Origin of the sequence: Aliivibrio sp. S2TY2, assembly GCF_028765525.1 — a bacterium.
Lineage (GTDB): Bacteria > Pseudomonadota > Gammaproteobacteria > Enterobacterales > Vibrionaceae > Aliivibrio > Aliivibrio finisterrensis_A.
On the sequence record NZ_JARACS010000011.1, the window covers coordinates 64,714 to 81,828 of the forward strand.

Sequence of the window (17,115 nt, forward strand, 5' to 3'; positions counted from 1 at the left end):
AATAGCTGCTACAACATTGAGCAGCTATCCGTAATATCCTATTACTTTTCGAATTCACCGCGTGCATTTACGCCCGCAGCTTTAACAAAACCTTCAAATAATGGGTGACCATCACGAGGTGTTGATGTGAATTCTGGGTGGAATTGAGCAGCCACAAACCATGGGTGGTTAGGGATTTCAATAATTTCCACCAGCTTCTTATCAGCTGATAGGCCAGAAATCTTAAGACCGGCTTTTTCAAGCTGAGGAAGTAAATTATTATTTACTTCATAACGGTGACGGTGACGCTCTTCAACAGTTGCGTTACCGTAAAGCTCACGAGCTTTTGAACCTTTAGCAAGGTGACATAGTTGAGAACCAAGACGCATTGTACCGCCTAGATCTGATTTCTCAGTACGCTCTTCAACGTTGCCGTCGCCATCAATCCACTCAGTGATTAAACCAACTACAGGGAACTTCGTGTCTTTAGAGAATTCAGAAGAGTGAGCCCCTTCCATATTAGCAACGTTACGCGCATATTCAATTAACGCAACTTGCATACCTAGACAGATTCCTAAATATGGTACTTCATTTTCACGAGCGTATTGAGCAGCAAGGATCTTGCCTTCAACACCGCGGTCACCGAAACCACCAGGAACTAGAATTGCGTCTAGACCTTCTAGGATTTCAGTACCTTTAGATTCTACATCTTGTGAATCTACATATTTAATAGTGACGTTTAGACGGTTTTTCAAGCCCGCATGTTTTAATGCTTCGTTTACTGACTTGTAAGCGTCTGGTAATTCAATGTATTTGCCAACCATACCGATAGTAACTTCACCAGTTGGGTTCGCTTCTTCATAAATTACTTGTTCCCACTCAGAAAGATCAGCTTCAGGAGCTGTAATACCAAAGCGTTGACATACTAGATCATCAGTACCTTGTGCTTTGATAAGTTGTGGGATTTTGTAGATTGAATCTACGTCTTTCATTGAGATAACTGCTTTTTCTTGAACATTACAGAAAAGAGCAATTTTCTTACGTTCGTTCGCTGGGATAACACGATCAGAACGACAAACTAGGATATCTGGTTGGATACCGATAGATAGTAGTTCTTTTACTGAGTGTTGAGTTGGCTTAGTTTTAAGCTCGCCTGCAGCGCCTAAGTAAGGAACCAGTGTTAAGTGCATAAACATAGCACGCTCACGGCCTAACTCTACTGCTAGCTGACGAATCGCTTCCATGAACGGTAGAGATTCGATATCACCAACGGTACCACCAACTTCTACGATTGCGATATCGTGGCCTTCAGCGCCTGAAATAACACGTTCTTTAATCGCATTAGTAATATGAGGGATAACTTGGATTGTTGCACCTAAGTAGTCACCGCGACGTTCTTTACGTAGAACATCTGCGTATACACGACCAGCGGTAAAGTTGTTACGCTTAGTCATTTTGGTGCGGATGAAGCGCTCGTAGTGACCTAAGTCTAGATCTGTTTCTGCGCCGTCTTCCGTGACGAATACTTCACCGTGTTGAGTTGGGCTCATTGTGCCTGGATCAACGTTGATGTATGGGTCAAGCTTCATCATAGTGACTTTTAAGCCACGAGCTTCAAGAATAGCTGCTAATGATGCTGCTGCAATACCTTTACCTAGTGAGGATACAACCCCGCCAGTTACAAAAATGTAATTCGTCGTCATACGTTACCTGAAATTGGTGTAATGAGGAATAAAAATGGATTTCATCTGGACGGGAAGTGAATATACCAGAACCGCTTTATCGCCACAACGTGAAAAGTATCACAGTTAATTGATTTATTTTTTGCTCCAAATCAATTCCGCTCGCTTCGCTTCACATTTTCCCATTCAGAGTCTAGTTCATTTAAATCACATTGCTCTATTTTTTTATTCTTTTTGGCGACGTTCGCTTCAATTTGACGAAAACGGCGTTCAAATTTATCATTTGCTTTACATAAAGCTTGCTCTGGATTTTTTCCTAAATGACGTGAAAAATTTACTGTAGCAAAAAGTAAATCCCCCAATTCTTCTTCCAGTTTGGCTTCATTTCTCGGCTTTTTCAGTGCCTCTTCTAACACCTCTGCCACTTCTTCATTTACTTTATCTGCAACTGGCTGTAATTCATCCCAATCAAAACCAATTTTAGCACACTGCTTCTGGATTTTATTTGCTCGTAATAACCCAGGTAAAGCGGTAGGCACTGAATCTAATATGCTCCCTTGCTTTTGGGATATGTTATTTAACGCTTCTTTTTCTAAGCGCTCTTGTTGCTTCACTTTATCCCAATTCGCTGTTATCTCCTCTTCTGATGAGAACACTTCGTCTCCAAAGACGTGTGGATGGCGACGAACCAACTTTTCATTTAGTGTATCTACTACATCATTAAAATCGAATAACCCCTCCTCTTTCGCCATTTGCGCATAAAAAATAACTTGAAATAGTAAATCCCCTAACTCTTCTTTTAAATTGCTCCAGTCCTTCTTATGAATCGCATCTACCACTTCATAAGTCTCTTCTATTGTATGGGGGATAATAGAATCAAACGTCTGCTTTCTATCCCACGGACAACCTAATTCTTTATCTCTTAATTGAGCCATTATTGAGAGTAACTGTTCAATGTTATTTTGAGCGGCCATATCTATCCCTTCGATTTAAAAACAAAAAAAGCGGTGACCATTATAGTCACCACTTTTTTAAAAATACATTCGCCTTAAATTAAGAAGGCTTTTTGTTAACTTAACCTAATAAGCTCATTGCCATGCTTGGCGCTTGTTTTGCTTGTGCCAAAATTGACGAACTTGATTGACTTAAAATTTGTGTCTTCGTTAAGTTTGTTGTCTCTTTAGCAAAATCAGTGTCTTTAATTTGGCTATTTGAATCCGTGATGTTTTCGTTAATGTTAGTTAAGTTTTTAACTGCACTTTCAAAACGGTTTTGGAATGCACCTAATGAAGCACGATTACCATCAACGTATTCTAGAGCGGCATCAATCACATCAATTGAACGCTGTGCACCACCAACGGTTGTTAGGTCCATAGATGCTACAGTATCGTCCGACTCGCCACCCATTTTTAATTCATTCGCTAGAGAGCCATTGAACTCTAATGGTGAAGAGATAGTTTCACCTGACATAAATACTTGCAGTACGCCATCTTCAGTTACCGATGCGCTTAACTCGTTTGTTTGACCGTTAATGTAAGTTGCTAATTCTTCAATATCATCACCTGCTTTTGCTGAGATGTTGATTTCTTGAGGATTACCGTTTTTATCATTGTATGTCACATTAAACTGCGTGTTTTCTGCACCTACTTTCCAGTTGATATCGCGACCTTCTTCAGCGAAGTAAGATTTACCACCCATTGTCGCTTCGTCAGCACGCATGCTGTTTAATGTCATTGCTACTGCTTCACCTGAATCAGCACCAATTTGGAAAGATTTTGTGCCAAACTCGCCATTAATTAAACGGGTACCAGCAAAAGAAGTTGTTTCTGCAATACGGTTCAGTTCATCAGTTAGTGAACTTGCTTCTTCTTGCATTGCTTGACGATCTGCGTCTGTATTTGAACCATTCGCTGATTGAAGAGATAAATCACGTAAACGTTGAAGAACATTCGTTGTTTCTTTCATTGCGCCTTCTGCTGTTTGCGCAATTGACATACCGTCGTTAGCGTTACGAACCGCAACGTCTAAGCCACGAGTTTGTGCTGTCATACGATTTGAGATCTGCAGACCAGAAGCATCATCAGCAGCGCTGTTGATTTTTGAACCTGAAGACAATTTCTCCATTGAGTCAGTTTGTGCAGCAGTTGCATTGTTCATGTAACGTTGTGCTGTCATTGCTGAGATGTTTGTATTTACTGAAATTGACATAATGTTTGCTCCGGTCGGCTTCACTTATTGTTATAGGATAGAAGCCTATAATTCATCGTTGATACCTATATTTACGGCCTGCCATTTCAGAACTTGAGATTTTTTTTCAATAAAAAAGCCGAATGCAATTAAATGCATTCGGCTTTAAAAGATAAACATTATTTATCAATAAGTTAACGATAACTATTCAAGTGATAAATTTATTATGAAAGTCGTGTAGCTTCTATTACATCCTTCACTTGCTCTACTCGTGTGAGTAATCGAACCAAAATATCAGCATTAAAAACTTCAAGATCAAAGTCCATGATCAACAGCTGTTTCTTATGATCATTCCGGCTCTTCATCCCAGAGACTTTCACTTTTTCATTGGCAAACAAGCTGGTAAGATCTTTTAGCAAACCTGAACGATCCATTGCTGTCACTCGTAGTGTCAGTATGTAAGACCCTTCAAAACCTGTGCCCCACACCGTGTCAATAATACGTTCAGCAGCATGATGACGAAGTTCGTTTAATTGATCGCAATCGCTACGGTGAACCGAAATGCCGCGCCCTTGTGTAATGTAACCGGCAATTGGATCTCCTGGGATCGGCTGACAACAACGAGCAAGGTGAGTCATTAAGTTATCAACCCCTTCAACGACAACCGCATCATTACGCTTTTTATTTTGCGCTTGAGCTTGTGCTTGTGCTTTGGCTTCTAACTCTTGCAGTTGTTCGAGTGCCTTTTGATCTTCTTGCTCAGCAGTCGGTTTATTCACTAACGCATTAATATGATTAATCACTTGATTAATACGTAAGTCACCACTGCCAACGCCTGCAAAAAGCTCATCTGTCGAGTTCACATTAAAACGCTTAAGTGCATAGCGCTCAGCGTCTTTTAATGTACCGCCAATCTTAGCAAGCTCTGTTTCTAAGATCTCTTTACCTGCATCAAGATTCTTCTCTCGACTCTGCTTTCTGAACCATGCGTTAATTTTAGCGCGAGCACGGCCTGAGTTAACAAAACCTAATGTTGGGTTTAACCAATCTCGTGATGGGTTCGGCTCTTTTTGTGTGATAATTTCAACTTGATCACCCATGCTCAATTGATGCGTAAATGGAACTATTCGTCCCCCTACTTTTGCACCAATGCAACGATGTCCGACTTCTGAGTGTATGTGGTACGCAAAATCTAACGGTGTTGCGCCCATTGGTAAATCGACGACATCGCCACGAGGCGTAAAGGCATAAACACGGTCATCAAACACTTGACTGCGAAGTTCATCCAGCATTTCGCCAGAATCAGACATCTCTTCTTGCCAATCAAGCAGTTTACGTAGCCATGTGATTTTTTCGTCGTAACCACTACGACTGCTGTTTGATGAACCTTCTTTGTATTTCCAGTGCGCGGCAACGCCTAGCTCTGAGTCTTCATGCATATCCTTGGTACGGATCTGAATTTCAATCGTCTTCCCTTCTGGGCCTAATACCACGGTGTGGATAGACTGATATCCATTAGGCTTAGGATTCGCTACATAATCGTCAAATTCACTTGGCAAATGCTTAAATTTGGTATGAACAACACCAAGAGCCGCATAACAATCTTGCAGTTTGTCTGCAATAATACGAACCGCACGCACATCAAACAGCTCATCAAATGCTAAGCTCTTTTTCTGCATCTTGCGCCAAATACTGTAGATGTGTTTAGGACGTCCACTCACCTCTGCATTGATGTTGTACTCTTGCATTTCATCACTAAGACCGGTGACAAAATCTTCGATATACTGTTCACGAACAATGCGTCGCTCAGACAATTGCTTGGCAATTTTTTTATAAGTATCAGGGTGTTGGTAACGAAAAGAGTAATCTTCAATTTCCCACTTTAATTGACCAATACCTAAACGGTTTGCTAATGGTGCATATAGGTTATTACACTCTTTTGCTGCAGCACGGCGCACTTCATCTGGTTCATTTTTCACTTCACGTAAATTGCAAATACGTTCTGCTAATTTAATGATCACACAGCGAAAATCGTCCACCATCGCCAGTAGCATTCGACGAATATTATCCACCTGAGAAGAGGCTGACTCTGCATCTACAGACGCATTTAATTGACCAATAGCGTCCATCTCTTCAACGCCATCAATCAATTTTTCAATTTCTTTATTGTAGTTCTCAGTTAGCGTTTCTCTGTCTAAAACACCAGAGGAAACTAAAGGGAATAACTGAGCGGCAATAAGTGTTGGCTTGTCCATACTTAAGGTGATCAATATTTCGATCATCTCACGACCACGCCATAGCAAGAGCTGTCCTTCTTCATGAGAAGCGACTAACTCTTCACATTGCTTATACACCTCAGTCAATTTTTTTGAGGTGTTTTTATCTTGTTCAAGGCTGGCGATCCATTCACCTAACTCGAACTCTTCATTTTCCTTAAGATGTGCTCCGCGAACTGCGACCATGTCCGTTTCCTATAATCCAATTTTATAATGATTCTTTTAGACTTCTTAAGCTAAGTTAGCATTACCGCTAATTATCGCTCAAACAAAGCCATAGATTCTAAATGTCCTGTATGTGGGAACATATCAAGCATACCTAGCCTAGTAAGCTTATAACCGTGTTGAATAAGTAATTGGCTATCGCGTGCAAGCGTTGCCGGGTTGCACGATACATAAACCACGGTTTGAGGTGTTAATTTTGCCACAGTTTCCATCACTCCTGCAGCCCCTGCTCTGGCAGGATCGAGTAAAATCTTTGTAAACTTTGTGCTAGCCCACACTTGCTCAGTGATATCTTCTTCTAAATTTGCTTGATAAAACGTGACATTATCTAGTCCATTTCGTTTTGCATTCGATTGAGCGCGTTGAACCATCTCATCCACGCCTTCAATACCAACGACGTTTTTCACTTTTTGAGCTAAAGGCAAACTAAAATTACCAAGACCACAAAACAAATCCAACACACTATCTGTTTCGTTTAGGTTGAGCCAAGACAATGCTTGTTCAACCATTTTGTCATTAACATGACGATTCACTTGAATGAAATCTTTCGGTGTAAAATAAATTTTAGCACCATCAATTACGTAATATGGTTCTTCTCCACAAACGTGGGTTAATACGTCACTCTCAGGCATTAGGTATAAGATAAAATTGCGTTCTTCACAATAATTCACTAAGGCTTGACGATCCTTCTCATTAAACTCAGCAACATGGCGAATAAGTAAAACACTGCCGTTATCCGCTTGCACAAGCTCAACATGCCCTAGATGCTTTTTACCTTTTAGTTGGTTCAATAACGCAAATAAAGACTCTAAATGTTGATCCAATTCCTGAACAAGCACTGGGCAGTGACGAACATTAACAATAGCTTTACTTTGCTTTTTGCGGAAACCAAAATCTAACTGATTCGTCTGCTTATTTACCATTAAACTGATACGAGCTCGTCGGCGGTAACCTTGTTCATTATCAATAATTGGAGAGACGACTTCACAATGATCAACACCTTGTTTTTGCATTAATTCTTGCAGCTTTTGATCTTTTGCTACAATTTGTTCTTGATGCTGTAAATGCTGTAAATTACATCCACCACATTCATGATAATGCTGACAAATTGGTGCTTGGCGTTTCGTACTTTTTTGAATTAACTTAATCAGCTTAGCGCGAGCATATTGTTTTTTCTGCTCTGTAAATTGAATAATCACCTTTTCTTCAGGTAGAGCACCATCAATAAATACAGGCTTCTTATCCACAAAGGCGATGCCTGCGCCATTATGATCTAATCGAACCACATCAACCGACTGATGCTTTGTATTTACTGAAGCTTTCTTTTTCGCTTTGAAGAACTGCGCCATGATTATTGCCTGATTTACTAAAATTAGGGCCATTATACCGAAAGAACACTAATATGCAGTCTTGATTAGTCATTCATTTACGTTTCATCTTCCGATTTCGACATAGAATAATTGAGCTTCCTCTTCAACTTGATTAAGCTACGCGGTCAAGGAAGTTAATCAGAACGAATCTATATGACAAAATACGGCTTGCGTGCACGAGTCATCACGCTAACATTGGCACCAACATTAATCATCGGTTTATTGCTAAGTGGTTTTTTTACCATGAACCGATACAATGATTTGGAAACGCAGCTCATTTCTAGTGGTACAAGTATTATTGAACCATTGGCAATTTCGAGTGAATATGGAATGACGGGAAAAAACCGTGAGGCCGTTCGCCGTTTAATCAGCTATGCTCATCGAAAACACTCTAAAATTGTTCGTAGTATTGCCGTATTTGATGAACATCATGAGCTATTTGTAACGTCCAACTTCCACCCTAACTTTGAAAGTTTAACATTTCCCAAAAACCAACCGATCCCTTTATTATTAGATATTACTTTTCAAGAAGAATCGATCATATTAAGAACTCCGATCCTTCCAGAAGGCCAATTCTCTACCAACTTTGATTCTTCTCATATCAACGAACCATTGGGCTATATTGCGATTGAACTGGACTTATCGAGTTTACGACTTCAGCAATACCAAGAAATATTCTCTGCCTTGATTGTTTTAATGCTTGGACTTAGTCTGTCTGGCGTCTTTGCTTATCGTTTAATGCAAGATGTCACTCAACCTATTTCACACATGGTTAGCGTGGTTGATCGTATTCGCCGTGGTCATTTAAATGTTCGTATTGAAAACAAATTGCATGGTGAACTAGATACGCTTAAGAATGGTATCAATGCCATGGCGATTTCTTTATCTGAATATCATGTTGAGATGCAACAAAGTATCGACCAAGCGACATCTGATTTGCGTGAAACCTTAGAGCAATTAGAAATTCAAAACGTCGAGTTAGATATTGCAAAGAAACGAGCTCAAGAAGCGGCTCGTGTTAAGTCTGAATTCTTAGCCAATATGTCGCACGAATTGCGAACTCCACTTAATGGCGTTATCGGTTTTACTCGCCAAATGCTAAAAACCTCTCTATCAAATAACCAACAAGATTACTTACAAACCATAGAGCGTTCTGCGAATAACCTATTAACGATCATCAATGACATTCTTGATTTCTCGAAACTTGAAGCGGGTAAGTTGCTACTAGAAAACTTGCCGTTTAATTTCCAAGATACTCTTGATGAAGTAGTAAGTTTACTTGCCCCGAGCGCACATGAAAAAGGCTTAGAAATCACTCTTAAGATAGATCAACGCGTTCCATCGGGGTTAATTGGCGATCCACTTCGTATTCAGCAAGTACTGAACAACCTAGTTGGTAACTCGATTAAATTTACCGAAAAAGGCAATATCGATATTTCTGTTGAGTTAAAACACTTGCATGACGACAGCATCGATCTTCAGTTTGTTATTAGAGATACAGGGATTGGTATTTCTGAACGCCAACAAGCTCAACTGTTCCAAGCCTTTAGTCAAGCTGATGCCAGTATTTCTCGTCGTTATGGCGGTACAGGTCTGGGCTTAGTTATTACCCAAAAACTGGTTGCTCAAATGGGCGGCGAAATAGGCCTAAGCAGCCGGTTACATCAAGGTTCTACATTCTGGTTTACGATTAAAATGAGCTCAACAGAGCTGCCAATGATTGATGAACGCGATGTATCTCAATTAGAAAATAAAAAACTGCTGTTGATTGAACCAAATATGCAATCTGCCTCTATTTTACAACAACAGTTTATTCATCACGGGGTATTTGTTACCTATCGCTCAACCTTGCCTGATATTATTGAACCTCATGATTTTGCTTTGATTAGCTTAAACTCAAGCTCTAAACCTACAGCACAATCATTAGAGCTCATATCTAAAAAACTGGCACCTTATTGCCCAACAATTGTGATTGGTTTACCAAGTACCGAGCTCGCACTCACTGAAGAGTTAAATCAACTTTCTCATATTACTTGTTTATCAAAGCCATTTGCCAAGAAAAAATTACTTGATGCCTTATTACACCATAAGCAACCAATGCAAGAACTCGCATTGCCGGACTTAATGACGCATGACGATAAGCCTCAACGCTTACCGATTAAAGTGATGGCTGTCGATGATAACCCCGCTAACCTTAAGCTTATTTCCGCCTTATTACATGAACAAGTAGAAACCGTCGTAACTTGTAAAAATGGCATTGACGCAGTGCAGCAAGCCACAGAACAAAAGTTCGATATTATTTTAATGGATATTCAAATGCCTAAAATGGATGGCGTTATGGCATGTAAAGAAATCCGAAAAACAGTATTAAACGCTCAAACCCCTGTTGTTGCCGTAACAGCTCATGCCATGACTGGTGAACGAGAACGATTAATCAGTGAAGGAATGGATGATTACTTAACCAAACCAATTGAAGAACATGTCCTTCAACAAGTCATCATTCACTGGAGTCCCTTAACGGATAAATCTGATGTGGAAAAAATTGAAATTTTAGCCGACGCGATCCCTGAACTTCATGTGGAAGAAGCAAGTTGTGATAAGAGTAGCAGTATTGACTGGGAAGCGGCATTAAAACAATCAGCAGGAAAAGATGATCTCGCAAAAGAGATGCTTGAAATGCTGATAGAGTTTATTCCGGAAGTTGATAGCTGGATAGAAAAAGCCCTAGAGGGGAACTTATCAACTGAAGAACTGTGCCATTACATACATAAACTTCATGGAAGTAGCTCATATTGTGGCGTGCCTAGACTAAAGCAGTTATGCAATTTAATTGAAACCGCGCTAAGACAGGAGCAATCGATTGAAGACATTGAACCTGAATTATTTGAGCTGCAAGATGAAATGTATAAAGTGACAAAAGATGCCACTCAATGGTTAAAGTAGCTTAGTTAGGATTCAAAAATTACCGTTGCAACCGCGTAATGGCGCTCGTCGGATATTGTAAGGTGAATATGGGAAACATTCATTTTTTGAGATAACTCAAGAGCTTTACCCATGAGTTTTAAAATGGGTTTACCGTTCTCATCATTAGAGACACTAAAATCATGAAAAGTAACACCATGGGCAATGCCGGTTCCTAATGCTTTTGAGGCGGCTTCTTTTGCTGCGAAACGCTTCGCTAAAAAACGTCCTTTTTGTTTTAGGCTTTGATACTTTTCAAATTCAGATTGGCTTAAGATGCGCTCTGCAAACGCATCTCCTGAACGAGAAAGGGCTTTTTCAACCCTTTCTATTTCAGCAATATCAGTCCCTAGACCAACAATCGCCATTACTTACGAGCACCTAGCATAATACGGTGCATATCCGCGACCGCTTTTTCTAAACCATCAAACACTGCACGTCCCATAATAGAGTGGCCGATGTTTAATTCATAGATTTCTGGCAGTGCCGCAATCGCTTCAACATTGTGATACGTTAAACCATGGCCTGCATTAACAATCAAGCCTTTAGCTGCAGCATAGCTTGCACCTGCAGCGATTTTTTTCAACTCATCTTGTTGTGCTTCTTCTGTTTCTGCATCCGCATAAGCACCAGTATGAAGTTCAATGAAAGGGGCGCCACACTCAACCGCTGCATCAATTTGTTCTTTATCTGCATCGATAAATAGAGAAACTTTAATTCCTGCGTCAGACAATGTTTTCGTTGCTGCTTTTACTTTTTCAAGTTGACCTAATACATTCAAGCCACCTTCAGTGGTTAGCTCTTCACGTTTTTCAGGCACTAAACAAACAAACTCTGGCTGTGTTTTAAGCGCAATGCCTACCATTTCATCCGTTACTGCCATCTCTAAGTTCATTCGTGTTTGCAACGTTTCACGTAAGATACGCACATCACGATCGTTAATATGACGACGATCTTCACGTAGATGGATCGTAATACCCGCCGCGCCAGCTCGCTCTGCGATTTCTGCCGCATGAACAGGATCAGGGTATTTTGTACCTCGTGCATTACGAAGGGTGGCTACGTGATCGATATTAACGCCAAGTAAAATTGAACTCATTTTAGAATACTCCTTGTTCTTGGAAGAAACAGTTCCCTACTTTTTAGGGGCTTGCCGCCAAGATACGGCTTTAATGCTATGCGTGTAAAGCGTTTTGCTGCTTTTAATTGCTCAGGGGTGGTAAATCGACGCTCGCTAATCGCAATCAACTCATTACCTTTAAAGCTCATTAAAGGGTCGTGACGGATGGATGCCATAAAGCCTTGCTGCTCACGATAACGATACGTCATCTCTGGAGAAACCATTTCACCACTGCCTGCACAATGTAAAAAATCAACGCCATAACCTAATGAAGATAAAAGCGCTAGCTCAAAACGTCTTAATGCGGGTTCAGGGTTTGAACTTTGAGCAAGCTCAGTAAGAGCGGTAAGGTAATCTAAAAAAAGAGCTGGATACGGCGTTTCTTGCTCTATTACTCGAACGACTAATTCATTGATGTACATGGCTGAGTAAAGATTAATACCAGAGAGTGGAATACCCAAGCTAATGGTTTCAGCTTGTCGCAGTGTACGCATAGAGCCTTTGCCTGACCATTTCATTAATAATGGGGTAAACGCTTGTAATACGCCTTTTAGATTGGAACGCTTGCTTCGCGCCCCTTTGGAGATAATAGATAAACGGCCATACTCTTCGCTAAACACATCTAAAATTAGACTGCTTTCACTATATGGTCTTCGGTGCAGGACAAAACAGCGCTGTAGGCCTTCTTCCACGTTTCTTACCTATAAATAAGAGTTCAGATCGCTTCGCTTGCAGATTTTAGAAGAGCCGCGGTAAGACTCGATGCCTACCGCGGCTCTTCTGAACCCTTTAAGGGAGCTTGCGACCGATCTGAACCCTGCTTTTTCTATAAATCGTCGATATAACCTAGAGAACGAAGTGCTCGCTCATCATCAGCCCATCCAGATTTCACTTTAACCCAAAGCTCTAAATACACTTTACGGTCAAACAGTTCTTCCATATCAATACGAGCTTCACGACCGATCGTTTTAATTTTCTCGCCGTTCTTACCGATAACCATTTTTTTCTGGCCATGGCGTTCAACAAGAATCAAACCGTTAATATGGAAACCATCCATTTTAGGGTTGTAATCAAAACGTTCGATCTCAACCGTAACTGAATATGGTAGCTCTTCACCCGTAAAACGCATTAGCTTTTCACGGATAATTTCAGATGCCATAAAACGTTGAGAACGGTCAGTAACATACTCTTCAGGGAAGTGATGTACCGCTTTTGGTAAATGTTGACGAACCAATTTTTGCACAACATCAACATTAGAGCCTGATTTTGCTGAAATTGGCACAACATCCACAAAGTCCATTTTTTCTGTCATGGTTTGCAGATGCTGCATCACATCATTTTTATCTTTAACGTTATCTACTTTGTTTACTAATAAAACCGTAGGGAACTCTGCTTTTTTCAGCTTATTCAATACCATTTCATCATCTGGTGTCCAGTGTGTGCCATCCACCAAAAATAGAACTAAATTCACATCACTTAACGATGAATTTGCTGCTCGGTTCATTAATCGGTTAATCGCACGCTTCTCTTCAATATGAAGCCCTGGAGTATCAACGTAAATTGCTTGGTAATCCCCTTCCGTATCAACACCCATAATACGGTGACGAGTCGTTTGAGGTTTACGTGATGTAATTGAAATCTTCTGACCTAAAATTTGGTTAAGAAGAGTTGATTTACCCACGTTTGGACGGCCAACAATCGCAATAAAGCCACAGTGTTGGTTGTCACTTGTTTCTGTTTTTTCTGAAGATGCAAAGTATGCATCTAGATCGAATTCTTTTTCATCTGACATTAGTTTAACTGTCCTAATGCTATGTCAGCAGCCGACTGTTCTGCCTTGCGGCGGCTACTTCCTTTTCCGATAACCGGCGTATCCAAGCCAGCCACGATACATTCAATAGTGAACTCTTGATTATGAGCTTCACCTTTAATTTTTGTTACTGTGTACGTTGGTAATGGCTTACGACGACCTTGCAGGTATTCTTGAAGACGTGTTTTTGGATCTTTTTGAGAAACACCTGGTTCAATCGAATCAAGACGCGTTTGGTACCAAGACAGAATGATGCCACGAATGATTTCTGTGTCGCTGTCTAAATAAATAGCACCAATAATCGCTTCAACCGCATCAGCTAAAATTGAATCACGACGGAAGCCACCACTTTTAAGCTCACCTGGGCCTAAGTATAGGTAATCTCCTAACTGAAACTCACGACCAAGCTCAGCTAATGTATGACCACGAACTAAGGTTGCACGCATACGACTCATATCACCTTCATCCACTTTAGGAAAACGGTGATACAACTCATCAGCAATAACAAAACTCAAAATTGAATCGCCTAAAAACTCTAAACGTTCATTGTGAGTACCATTAGCACTACGGTGAGTCAGTGCTAATTTTAAATAATTTTCATCTTTAAATTGATAGCCTATTTTTTTCTCTAGGCGTTGTAATGAAGCATTCATAATCGTTCAATCAGTCTATGCCACCGATGCGGTTAAAACGCACACCAGTAGGAATAAAGGAAGGCAGCACACTATCGCTACCACGTTCAAATTCAAAGCTGATCCAGATCCCGACCGCTTTACCAACCAGATTCGCTTCAGGGACAAAACCCCAGTAACGACTGTCAGCACTGTTGTCACGATTATCGCCCATCACAAAATAGTTTCCTTCTGGTACAACCCATTCATTGTAACCTGGTCGTGGTTGGTACATTGATACACGATCAGCTCTCATAGGATTAACCAAAATATCATGCGTCGTCTCTTTTGCTAACTGTTCTGTATATTGAACTAGGTTAGTACGATCTTGCATGAATTCACTGTCTTTCATGTTCGTTAACGGGATGATATTACACTTGCTCTCGCCTTTTGGTTTTACACACAACTGCTTTGAAGAGCTGTAAATTACGGTATCGCCTGGTTCACCTACTACACGTTTAATATAGTCGATATTTGGTTGAGGTGGGTATTTGAATACAACAATATCACCACGCTCAGGCTTACCCGTTTCTACAAGTTGTGAACGCCAAACAGGGTCTTTAATTCCATATGAGAATTTTTCAACCAAGATAAAATCACCGACTAAAAGCGTCGGCATCATCGAACCGGATGGGATCTGGAACGGCTCATAAATAAATGAGCGCAACACTAAAACAAGGCCAATCACTGGAAAAATTGAAACAGACTGCTCTACCCACCCCGGTTGAGGTGCGACTTTTGCTAGTGTTGCTTCATCAACTTGTCCACCCGCTTGTTCTCTCGCTGCCGCAATTTTTTGCTTACGCTTTGGAGCCCAAACGAATTTATCAATAGCCCAAATAACACCTGTAAATAGGGTTACCAGAACTAAAATTAGTGAAAAAGTGTTCGCCATTTCATTCCCTTAAGTTAAGTGTTGCAATAACAAAGAAAGCGAAGACCATTGATCATCGCTTTCTTTGAGCTGTAATAAAGCTTAATTTACGTCACTCTGAATAATCAGTGATGACCTATTAATCTTTACCTACATGAAGAATCGCAAGGAAAGCTTCTTGAGGTAATTCAACATTACCAATCTGCTTCATACGTTTCTTACCTTCTTTCTGCTTCTTCAACAGTTTTTTCTTACGGCTAATATCGCCACCGTAACATTTTGCGATTACGTTTTTACGTAACTGCTTAACCGTTGAACGCGCAATAATGTGGGCACCAATCGCTGCCTGAATCGCAATATCAAACATTTGACGAGGAATGAATTCTTTCATTTTCTCAACAAGTAAACGACCGCGGCTTTGTGCATTATCGTGGTGAGTAATGATAGCAAGTGCATCAACTCTGTCACCATTGATTAATACATCAACACGAACCATGTTTGACTGTTCATAACGTTGGAAGTTGTAATCTAGTGATGCATAACCACGAGACGTTGATTTCAATCGGTCAAAGAAGTCTAAAACTACCTCTGACATTGGAATATCATAAGTCAACGCTACTTGGTTACCGTGATAAACCATATCAACTTGAACACCACGTTTTTCAATACATAGACTGATCACATTACCTAAGTAATCTGCTGGTACTAAGATATTACAACGAGCAATTGGTTCACGAATTTCATCTAAATCATTTACTGCTGGTAATTTTGATGGGCTATCTACGTACAGTAAATCACCGTTATTTAATACCACTTCGTAAACTACCGTTGGTGCTGTCGTGATCAGATCAAGATCGTATTCACGCTCTAGACGCTCTTGGATGATTTCCATGTGAAGCATACCAAGGAAGCCACAACGGAAACCAAAGCCAAGTGCAGCCGAACTTTCTGGTTCATAAAACAGAGAAGCATCATTCAGACTTAATTTGCCTAATGCATCACGGAAGTTTTCATAATCATCAGAAGATACAGGGAACAGACCTGCATACACTTGTGGTTTCACTTTTTGGAAACCAGGTAGACGCTCTTCACAGCCACCCTTTGCATGAGTCAAGGTATCGCCCACTGGTGCACCTAGGATATCTTTGATACCACAAACTACCCAGCCAACTTCACCAGTGTTTAATCCATCGGTGTCAATTTGTTTTGGAGTGAAGATACCAATACGGTCGATACCCCAAACTTGGCCTGTGCTCATTACTTTGATCTTGTCATTTTTCTTTAGTGAACCATTTTTGATTCGAACAAGAGAAACAACACCTAAGTAGTTATCAAACCATGAGTCAATGATCAGCGCTTGTGTTGGCGCTTCAGGATCACCTTCTGGTGCTGGAATTGATTTCACGATAGTTTCAAGAACTTCATCAACGCCTAAGCCTGTCTTAGCAGAACAACGCGTTGCATCCGTTGCGTCAATACCAACGATTTCTTCAATTTCTTCAGCTACACGATCTGGATCTGCCGCTGGTAAGTCAATCTTATTTAAGATTGGCACAACTTCTAGATCCATTTCGATTGCGGTATAACAGTTTGCTAGAGTCTGTGCTTCTACACCTTGACCCGCATCGACCACCAATAGCGCACCTTCACAGGCAGCAAGTGAACGCGATACTTCATAAGAGAAGTCAACGTGTCCAGGTGTGTCGATAAAGTTTAGTTGATAAGTCTCACCATCGTTAGCCGTATAGTCGAGCGTCACACTCTGGGCTTTGATAGTGATACCACGTTCACGTTCTAGATCCATTGAATCAAGAACTTGTGCAGCCATTTCACGGTCTGACAGGCCACCACAAACTTGGATTAGGCGGTCAGATAGTGTCGATTTACCGTGATCGATATGGGCAATAATAGAAAAATTACGAATGTGCTTCATAAATGATGTGACAAACTCAATTAGTTA

13 protein-coding genes are annotated in these 17,115 nt (G+C 40.6%); 1 reads left to right on the plus strand and 12 read right to left on the minus strand.

Going from position 1 to position 17,115, the window contains the following annotated elements; translation table 11 throughout:
- Positions 1–41 precede the first annotated feature (41 nt).
- The 5 genes from PVK63_RS15530 to rlmD all read right to left on the minus strand — a co-directional run bounded on the left by PVK63_RS15530 (position 42) and on the right by rlmD (position 7,698).
- Positions 42–1,682 carry a CTP synthase gene (locus tag PVK63_RS15530; RefSeq protein ID WP_130047764.1) on the minus strand — a complete coding sequence of 547 codons (1,641 nt, stop codon included), beginning with the start codon at positions 1,680–1,682 and terminating at the stop codon, positions 42–44.
- A 131-nt stretch (positions 1,683–1,813) separates the two neighbouring features.
- Entirely contained in the window at positions 1,814–2,635 is an 822-nt protein-coding gene (mazG, locus tag PVK63_RS15535) for a nucleoside triphosphate pyrophosphohydrolase (RefSeq protein ID WP_130047763.1), read from the minus strand.
- A gap of 100 nt (positions 2,636–2,735) precedes the next feature.
- Entirely contained in the window at positions 2,736–3,869 is a 1,134-nt protein-coding gene (locus PVK63_RS15540) for a flagellin (protein ID WP_130047762.1), read from the minus strand.
- Positions 3,870–4,072: 203 nt separating this feature from the next.
- On the minus strand, positions 4,073–6,310 hold the full coding sequence (gene relA / locus PVK63_RS15545) for a GTP diphosphokinase (protein ID WP_130087836.1): 2,238 nt from the start codon (positions 6,308–6,310) through the stop codon (positions 4,073–4,075).
- A gap of 71 nt (positions 6,311–6,381) precedes the next feature.
- A complete protein-coding gene (gene rlmD, locus PVK63_RS15550; RefSeq protein WP_165371221.1) occupies positions 6,382–7,698 on the minus strand; it encodes a 23S rRNA (uracil(1939)-C(5))-methyltransferase RlmD in 1,317 nt (438 codons plus the stop codon).
- Between the two features lie 174 nt (positions 7,699–7,872).
- Here rlmD and barA point away from each other — a divergent pair, with 174 nt between their 5' ends.
- Positions 7,873–10,662, plus strand: a complete 2,790-nt coding sequence (gene barA / locus PVK63_RS15555) for a two-component sensor histidine kinase BarA (protein WP_130087838.1) — start codon at positions 7,873–7,875, stop codon at positions 10,660–10,662.
- Between the two features lie 5 nt (positions 10,663–10,667).
- On the opposite strand, the gene acpS is transcribed toward barA, so the two are convergent.
- The 7 genes from acpS to lepA form a co-directional block, all read right to left on the minus strand.
- A complete protein-coding gene (gene acpS, locus PVK63_RS15560) occupies positions 10,668–11,048 on the minus strand; it encodes a holo-ACP synthase (RefSeq protein WP_130047758.1) in 381 nt (126 codons plus the stop codon).
- Positions 11,048–11,779 carry a pyridoxine 5'-phosphate synthase gene (gene pdxJ, locus PVK63_RS15565; protein ID WP_130044958.1) on the minus strand — a complete coding sequence of 244 codons (732 nt, stop codon included), beginning with the start codon at positions 11,777–11,779 and terminating at the stop codon, positions 11,048–11,050. The genes acpS and pdxJ overlap by 1 nt, the downstream gene beginning before the upstream one ends.
- Complete coding sequence (gene recO / locus PVK63_RS15570; protein ID WP_130047757.1) at positions 11,776–12,492, minus strand: DNA repair protein RecO; 717 nt, start codon at positions 12,490–12,492, stop codon at positions 11,776–11,778. Before recO ends, pdxJ begins: the two co-directional genes overlap by 4 nt.
- A gap of 134 nt (positions 12,493–12,626) precedes the next feature.
- Positions 12,627–13,592, minus strand: a complete 966-nt coding sequence (gene era, locus PVK63_RS15575; RefSeq protein ID WP_130044956.1) for a GTPase Era — start codon at positions 13,590–13,592, stop codon at positions 12,627–12,629.
- The gene (gene rnc, locus PVK63_RS15580; RefSeq protein WP_130044955.1) at positions 13,592–14,263 is read right to left on the minus strand and encodes a ribonuclease III; all 672 of its coding nucleotides are present in this window, start codon (positions 14,261–14,263) and stop codon (positions 13,592–13,594) included. Before rnc ends, era begins: the two co-directional genes overlap by 1 nt.
- Before the next feature lie 10 nt (positions 14,264–14,273).
- The gene (gene lepB, locus PVK63_RS15585; RefSeq protein WP_130047756.1) at positions 14,274–15,176 is read right to left on the minus strand and encodes a signal peptidase I; all 903 of its coding nucleotides are present in this window, start codon (positions 15,174–15,176) and stop codon (positions 14,274–14,276) included.
- Positions 15,177–15,294: 118 nt separating this feature from the next.
- Complete coding sequence (lepA, locus tag PVK63_RS15590) at positions 15,295–17,088, minus strand: translation elongation factor 4 (RefSeq protein ID WP_130047755.1); 1,794 nt, start codon at positions 17,086–17,088, stop codon at positions 15,295–15,297.
- Between the last annotated feature and the right edge of the window lie 27 nt (positions 17,089–17,115).